This window comes from Actinomadura sp. NPDC048955 (assembly GCF_040649435.1).
In the GTDB taxonomy this organism is placed as follows: Bacteria; Actinomycetota; Actinomycetes; order Streptosporangiales; family Streptosporangiaceae; genus Spirillospora; species Spirillospora luteofluorescens.
The window spans coordinates 91,315-98,159 of the sequence record NZ_JBEZJI010000033.1; the positions used below are offsets into that span (position 1 = coordinate 91,315).

Here is a 6,845-nt window from a genome sequence, read left to right on the forward strand (position 1 = left end):
GCCGTCAGCTCACCGTGGCCGCGATCCTTTCGAGCACGGTGGTGTAGAGGGCACGCTTGTCCGGGCGCGCCCGGCCTGCGGCGTGCTTGAGGGCGGGGATCGCCTGCGCACCGAAGAGGACGAGCCCGTCGGACGCGGCCCTGCGGACGGCGGGGTGGGAGTGCGTGAGCAGACCGACCATCGCCGGGACGGCCGGTTTCCACGCCGCGTGCGACAGCGTCTTGACCGCCGAGCGCACGATGCCGGGTTGCCGGTCGTCGAGCAGCAGCACCGTCTGCTCCAGGTAGTCCCCACGGCCCATCACCTTGCGGGAGATCCGGTGCGCGTGCAGCCGGACCCTGGCCTCGGGATGGCCAAGCGACTCGCCGAGCAGCTCGTCGAGTTCGGGATCGTCGGCGTGGGACTCGGCGAGCAGGGTCAGCGCCCGCCGGATCTGCTCGGGGGCACCGGTCCGGGCCAGGTGGAACAGTTCCGCTCGCCCCGGCCGCTGCTCCGCCTCCGGGACGGGGGATCGGACGCGAAGCGCCGAGAGAGCGGCGGCGTCCTGCTGGGCCGCGCCGGGACGGCGCAGCGGCCCGCCCACCAGCACGATCTTGTCCGCGAGGTCGTGACGTCCCTCTTCGCGGAGCCGCCGGCGCGCTCGCACCAGCGCGGGGGTGCGCAGCAACGCGACTCTGGACACGAGATGGAGCAGGCCCCAGTCTCCGTTGTCGATGCGGGCGGCCAGGGCTCCCGCCAGGACGTCGGGGTTCGCCTTGCGCAGTGCTCGCTCGGCCGAGGTGTGAAGAGACGCGCCGCCGTGCTCCCACCACGCCAGCAACAGGGGGATGAGCCGTTCCACGTCCGGCGGGTCCAGACCGGCGGCGACGAGGGCGATGCGTTCGCGAACCGTGTCGCCGCCGGAGTCGCGGTCACCGGCCTGGCGCAGTTCGGTGTCGCTCATCAGGGTCAGGGCCTGCGTGAGAGCCGAGGAGACGGGGAGATCGATCCGGCCGTCGAGGAAGGCACGCAGCACCGTGAGCCGGAACTGGGGTTCGGGCCAGCCCAGCATGACGCGGGCCGCGGCTTCGCGTTGATCCCGCGCGGGATCGTCCAGCAGTTCCAGAAGGCGCTCATGCCTGTCCGCGGACCGGGGCCGGTCCCGGTCGGCGGGGTGGCTCGGTGTGGGGTGGCGGGCGTCCTCCGCGATGGTCCATGACGGTGCGCCGGGCGGCTGTAGCTCGATCATCCAGTCCAGGAGAGCGTCACGCGTCTGGGGGCCGGCGTTGACGAAGACGCCGATCAGCGCGTCGAGCTGGTCTCGCGAACCGATCGGGCGTCCGTCGAGATCGACGGACGAGTCTCCACGGAACCGCCGGAGGGTGTCAGGAGTGCGGACGGCCGCGTCGAGAGCCTCCCGCCAGGGGCGGACGGCGGGACGCTCGGACGCCTCGGTGCTGATCGGTTCCGTCAGCCCGAACGCCTCCCGAAGCGCCCCCTCTTCCGCCAGCCACGGGTTCGCGCCCGCGCGGGCGGCGTCCAGCGCGCGCACGAGATCGGACCGGGTCAGCACAGCACCGCATCGGCGCAGCAGTATCAGGAAGGACCGGCCTCCCATGGCCTCCGGCGGCAGCGCGCGAATCCGCGCGGCGATGTCGAACCTGCCGGTGGACGGCAGTCGCACCACCGTGTCCTCAAGCAGCGCGAGAAGACGGTCGCGATCAGCGTCACCGACGTCTGCCAGCCCCGCGACCAGGGTCCGCGCCGACCGGGCGAAGACCGCCGTCTCACCGTCCGTCCACGGCGGCGGGCAGAGCCGCAACGTGAGCCGCAGGACCCGTCCGCGCTGTTCCGGCCCTTCGGCGGCCAGTTCCAGCCAACGCTCCAGCAGCGGCCGGAGCCGGCTCAACCGCTCGGCGGTCAGCTCGCCGAGATCCCGTTCGAACCTCTCCACGAGGCGCCGCGCGGTCTCGGCGTCCCAGCCGCGGTTCGCCAGAGCGTCGAGTTCGGCGTCCGGCCGAGCGGCCGGCGGCACTCGCGTGACCGGCGGCGTGATGCCGCGGGCCGCCATCCGGTCCGTCAGCTCCGCGGCCGTACCCGAACCAAGGGTGAGCCGCCCCGCGGCGACGAGCGAGAGCAGCGCGGCCCCGGCCGGTGATCCCTGGTCGGCCAGGGCACCGACGGCACGGGCGGACAGTGCGCCGCCTAGGCCGGTCAGCAGCAGGGAACGGGTGCGGTCATCGTCGGCGCGGTCGGCCGCGGCGACGACGGTGGCGGCGTAGGCGTCGCCGAGGATCGTCCGCAAGGCCTCGACGAGCGCGTCGCGCAGGCCCGGATTGTCGTGCCGTCCGAGCCAGAACAGCAGCTTCGGCACAGCCGGTGGGGCTCCCGCGCGGATCAGCGCGTTCGCGGCGGTCTTCTTGACGTTCATGTTCGGGTGGTCGAGGCAGGCGGCGATCGGTTCCGCGGCCCAGCGCGCGCCCGCGTGTCCGAGTGCGAGCAGCGCCTGGCGCGCGGTCTGCACGTCGGAGGCGGTGGTGAGCGGGACCAGGCTCGCCGACAGGGCCTGTGCGTCCTCGCCACCGGCGTCGCGGGCGAGCAGGGCGATCACATGCTTGCGGACGTGGCGGTCACGGTGGCGCAGGAGCGGATGCACTCGTGACCGTATTCCGTGATGGGAAATCTGCAGGAGCAGGCTGAGCAGGATCATTTGCTCGGCCGCCGTGAGCTCAGGGCGGTCCAGCAGATCGAGCGTGAGGCCGGCGACGAGCGCCTCGCCCGCCTCCCGCTCGTTCTTGGCGTCCAGCAGCAGACGCGGCCTGATCTTCCCTCGTGCGTGGAGACGGCCGCCGAGATTGCGAAGGGCCGTGACGACTTCCTGCGGCACCGCCGGTTCGCCGGCGTCTCCGGACGCACCCGGCGCCCACGACGCCGCGAGATCGGACACGACCCGCAGCAGAAGGTCGGCGATGGCCGGGACGGTGCCGGAGCCGGCGTTGCGCGCCAGCCTGCACAGGGCGGCCACGGGCCTGCCCGGGTTCAGGCCCGCGCGGAGCAACGCCAGTTCCCGCTCGTCCGGCCCGCCGAGATCGGCGGCGATGCGGCGGGGCAGATCACCCGGGTCGAGCCGGACCAGGATCGACCTTCGCTGGTCGGGGTCCTCGGTGAGGTGCCACAGCACTTCCAGGGCCCGGTGGCGTGCGGGCCGCAGGTAGGACGCCACAGCGCTCTTGCCGTCCGGTCCGTCCAAGCCCAGACCGTCTCGCAGCGCCGCGACCGTCCGGGCTCCGCCCACGGCTTCGAGGGCCTCCACCGCCGCCTCCGGTGACCGTGGCAGCGCGGCGATGACGGCCTCTTCGGCGGTTGAGTGGCGCAGCGCGCGGATCGCCCGCAGGAACGGCCGGGGATCCGGCGCGGTGCCCAGCAGGCCGGTGACCTGCTCACCCACCGGCAGGTCCCCGGTGCCCTGGGCGGCCAGAGCGACCAGGAGATCCAGCCGCCGCGGCCAGTGTGGATCGTCCGCGTCCGCCGTCACCAGTTCCTGGAGCGTCTCGTGCCGGCACGTGAACAGGATGGTGGCGACGTCGTTCGCGGGCACCGAGTGGTCGGCGAGGGCCAGACGCACGACCGCTGGAACGGCGTCGCCCGCCGGGAAGTGCCCGCGCCGGTGCAACCCGCGCAGGCACCGGATGGCCGGCCCGGCGAGCAGGAGCGGGTCGGTAGCGGCGATGTTCACGAGGCCGCCGATATCGTCGCGGCTCGCGAGGTCTCCGAGCAGCTCCAGCGCCTGCCGCCGGAGCACCGGAGGCCGGTTTCGGTCGGCGGCGACATCGCGCAGCAGGTTCTGGTGCCGATGGCGGGCCGCGGCTTCGATCGCCGCGGCGGCACTGTCAGGCCCGGCTTCGAGGAACCGGAACAGACGCTCTTGGGGCAGCGGATCCAACGCGGCCCAGGGCTCGGACAGCTCACGCAGCGCCGCCGTGGCGACGTCCGCCGCGGCAGCGCTCGGCTCGGGTTCCCCGGCGATGGATCGGGCGAGGCTCACGACGAGCGTCCGGGCTCGCTCCGGTGCCAGCAGGCCGGCGTGCAACGCCTCGCGGGTGACCCGCAGTGCCTCCTTCCGCAACACGGGATCGGGCCGGCCCATCAGCTCGCGTGCGAACCTCTCGGGTTCGTCCACATCGGCCACACTGATTTCGCGGACGGCCTGGTAGAGCAGTTCGCCCGGGCGCTCGTCCCGCAGGGTCTCGGGCCGCTCAGCGATCTCGGCGCTCAGCCAGGCGACCCGGACCCGGGCCGGCAGATCCGCCTCACGCCACCGCGGCCAGGGCCGGGACCGAACGTGGGAGCGCAAGAAGAGATGCAGGCGCGCCAAGGCCAGCGCCGCCTCCGGCGACCCATCGAGTGAGCCCGGCAACGACGCCGCGAACTCGGCGAGCTCGGAGCGGTCCTCATCCCGCCCGGCCTCCAGGCGTTCGGTGAGGCAGACGAGGCCCAGCTCCCGCAGGCGCGGATCCTCGTGCGCGACGAGAAGCCGCAGGACGCCCGGCGGACACCGCAACGGATCGAGGGCGGCCGAAAGCCGGTCCGGGGCAGCGCAACGTAGGGCGGCGAGGACCGTATCGTCGACCGACGTCATGCGCTCTCAACTCCACCAGATCTTGGAACGCCGCCAAGCGTAGCGACCCCTCCGCCGTGGCCCGGCGCGTGCGGAACTCGAGCGAACTCATCGGCCCGCCCTGGGTCCGGCAAAGTCCTCGCCATATCGGCGCGATCACCGGATACGGCCGCGCAGACTGGCCCCGGCTCGGGCGCGTGACCGGATGCATCGCGCGGCGGACGCGCCAACCGGACGATCACCAGGCTCGTCCTCGACCGACGTTGTTCTCCCAACCTGGAGCAGGTGAGATGGCCGGCACGGGACTCAGGGCGCTCAGGGCCGCCGATCCGGAACGGGTCGGGCCGTACCGGCTGCTGGCACGGCTGGGAGCGGGCGGCATGGGGCAGGTCTACCTGGGCCGGTCCCAGGGCCGGCGGCTGGTCGCCGTCAAGGTCGTCCACCCGCACTTCGCCGACAACGCGCTGTTCCGGCGCCGGTTCACGAAGGAGATCGCGGCGGCGCGCCGCATCATGGGCTTCTACACGGCGCAGGTGATAGACGCCGACGCCGAGGCCGAGCCGCCGTGGCTCGCCACGGAGTACATCGCCGGACCATCGTTGCAGGACGCCGTCGAGGAGAACGGCGCGCTGCCCGAGGTCTCGCTGGCGGCCCTCGGCGCGGGGCTCGCCGAGGGACTGCGGGCGGTCCACGAGCAGAACGTGATCCACCGGGACCTCAAGCCGGGGAACGTGCTGCTGGCCCGGGACGGGCCGCGGATCATCGACTTCGGCATCGCGCGCGCGATGGACGCGCCCACCCAGAGCCTGACGTTGATGGGCACGCCCGGGTACATGTCGCCCGAGCAGTTCCTGGGCGGCGACCTCGAACCGTCCAGCGACGTGTTCTGCCTGGCCGCGGTGCTGGCCTACGCCGCGACCGGCCGCCATCCCTTCGGGGAGGGACCGTCCGAGGCCCTCGGCTACCGGGTCCGGTACGAGGACCCGGACCTGACGGGCGTCCCTGCGTCGCTGCTGCCCCTGATCGCGGCGGGTCTGGAGAAGGACCCGGACGACCGCCCGGCGACCGGGGACTTCCTGGACCGCTGTTCCGCACTGGTCGCGGACGAGGGCATGTCACTGCCGAAGCCGTTCACCACCATGATCGCGTCGCGGGTGGCCGAGACCGAGGTCTTCACGCGGAAGGCGGGCACAGGCGAACACCGGGCGCCTCCTCCGTCCCGCGATGGGAAACGGCCGCCTGCGGACCCGGGCCAGTCGCCACCGAAGCCGGTTCCGGGGGAGCGTTCACCTGCCAAAGCAGGGGTCGCGGTCGTGGCCGGGGTCGCGGGTGTCGCGCTCGTCGCCCTGCTCATGGCCGTCGTGGGCAACGGGGACTCCAAAGGATCGGACAACGATGCCGCGGCGTCGACCTCCAAAACGAGCCGCTCGACCGGTCTCGCCAGCGAAGGAGGCAGTACCCGGCCGAGTCCGACTCCTGACCACACCTGGAAGGCGTTCAACGAGATCTCGGTGAACGACTGCTTGGGCGCGTCCGGGAACCCCTGGAACCCCGGCGGCTGGCTCGGAGACGCCCCCCGCGCGGTTCCCTGCGGGGAGAGCGACGCCTACCTGAGGGTCACCAGGGTGGGGAAGACCAGCAGCGCGTGCGGCTCCAAGCCGCTCGACGGAGAATCGTATTGGGAGTCCCCCGCTCACGGGGGCGAAAGAACCTATCTCTGCGTGGAACGGCAGTTCAGAAAAGGCGAGTGCTTCCTGGGCAAGCAGGGCAGCAGGCCGGGCTTGGCGGCCATCAGCGGGTACGGCCTGATGACCGCCTGGAGATGCGGGAAGGGCGACCTCCCGAAGGAGTACGCACACGTCCTCCAGTTCACCGGCTACTACAGGAGCAGATGCCCCAAGGGCTCCCTGACCTGGGATTTTCGCCGAGGAGTCCTCTGCGCCAGGATCGTCTAGACGCGAAGCGCGGCTCGGGGCCGGGATGTCGGTGGCGTCGCGTTTAATCGAGGGGTGGACGTTGGAGAGCGCATCGCCGAGCTGACCGCCCAGGTCAAGCGACTGAACGATCTGTACTACGGCGCCGGTGACAGCCCGCTGCCGGACGCCGACTACGACGCGTTGAAGGACGAGCTGGCGGCACTGGTCGCCGAGCATCCGGAACTGGAGCCGGCCGACAGCCCGCTCGGCAAGGTCAACGCCCCGGCGGAGCTGACCGGCCCGACCGTGCGCCACGCGCGCCCGATGCTGTC

2 protein-coding genes and 1 pseudogene are annotated in these 6,845 nt (G+C 72.4%); 2 read left to right on the forward strand and 1 reads right to left on the reverse strand.

Translation table 11 applies throughout. The annotated features are described in order from the left end of the window. Positions 1 to 4: 4 nt before the first annotated feature. The gene (locus AB0C84_RS27915; protein WP_361072130.1) at positions 5 to 4,618 is read right to left on the reverse strand and encodes a HEAT repeat domain-containing protein; all 4,614 of its coding nucleotides are present in this window, start codon (positions 4,616 to 4,618) and stop codon (positions 5 to 7) included. 269 nt (positions 4,619 to 4,887) lie between these two features. Here AB0C84_RS27915 and AB0C84_RS27920 point away from each other — a divergent pair, with 269 nt between their 5' ends. Continuing rightward, a complete protein-coding gene (locus AB0C84_RS27920; protein ID WP_361072133.1) occupies positions 4,888 to 6,552 on the forward strand; it encodes a serine/threonine-protein kinase in 1,665 nt (554 codons plus the stop codon). A 54-nt stretch (positions 6,553 to 6,606) separates the two neighbouring features. Further along, positions 6,607 to 6,845: pseudogene (locus tag AB0C84_RS27925) on the forward strand (NAD-dependent DNA ligase LigA); the annotation flags it as partial.